The organism is Pseudomonas sp. AC083, from assembly GCF_979253165.1.
The window spans coordinates 1-237 of sequence record NZ_CEEDDH010000342.1 but is presented as its reverse complement, the minus strand read 5'-3'; the positions used below and the strand labels follow the sequence as shown (position 1 = coordinate 237).

Annotated in this window: 1 protein-coding gene; it reads right to left on the bottom strand. The window is 74.7% G+C overall.

From position 1 onward, the window contains the following. A partial coding sequence (locus tag AC0IXA_RS28125; protein ID WP_471815015.1) for a UvrD-helicase domain-containing protein occupies positions 1–237 on the bottom strand: 237 nt, incomplete at both ends.

The window sequence follows — 237 nt, the reverse complement described above, 5'->3', positions numbered from 1 at the left end:
CGGTGACCCCGGCCCGTACGAGCGCCTTGCGGACGCGCTCGGCGAGCTCGCCGGCGGCCTTGTTGGTGAACGTGAGACCGAGGACCTGCTCGGGGGCGACCTGGCCCGTGCCGACCAGCCAGACCACCCGGGCGGCCATCACCGTCGTCTTGCCGGAGCCGGCTCCGGCCACGATGACCTGCGGGGCGGGCGGCGCGGTGATGCAGGCCGTCTGCTCCGGGGTGAACGGGATGCCGA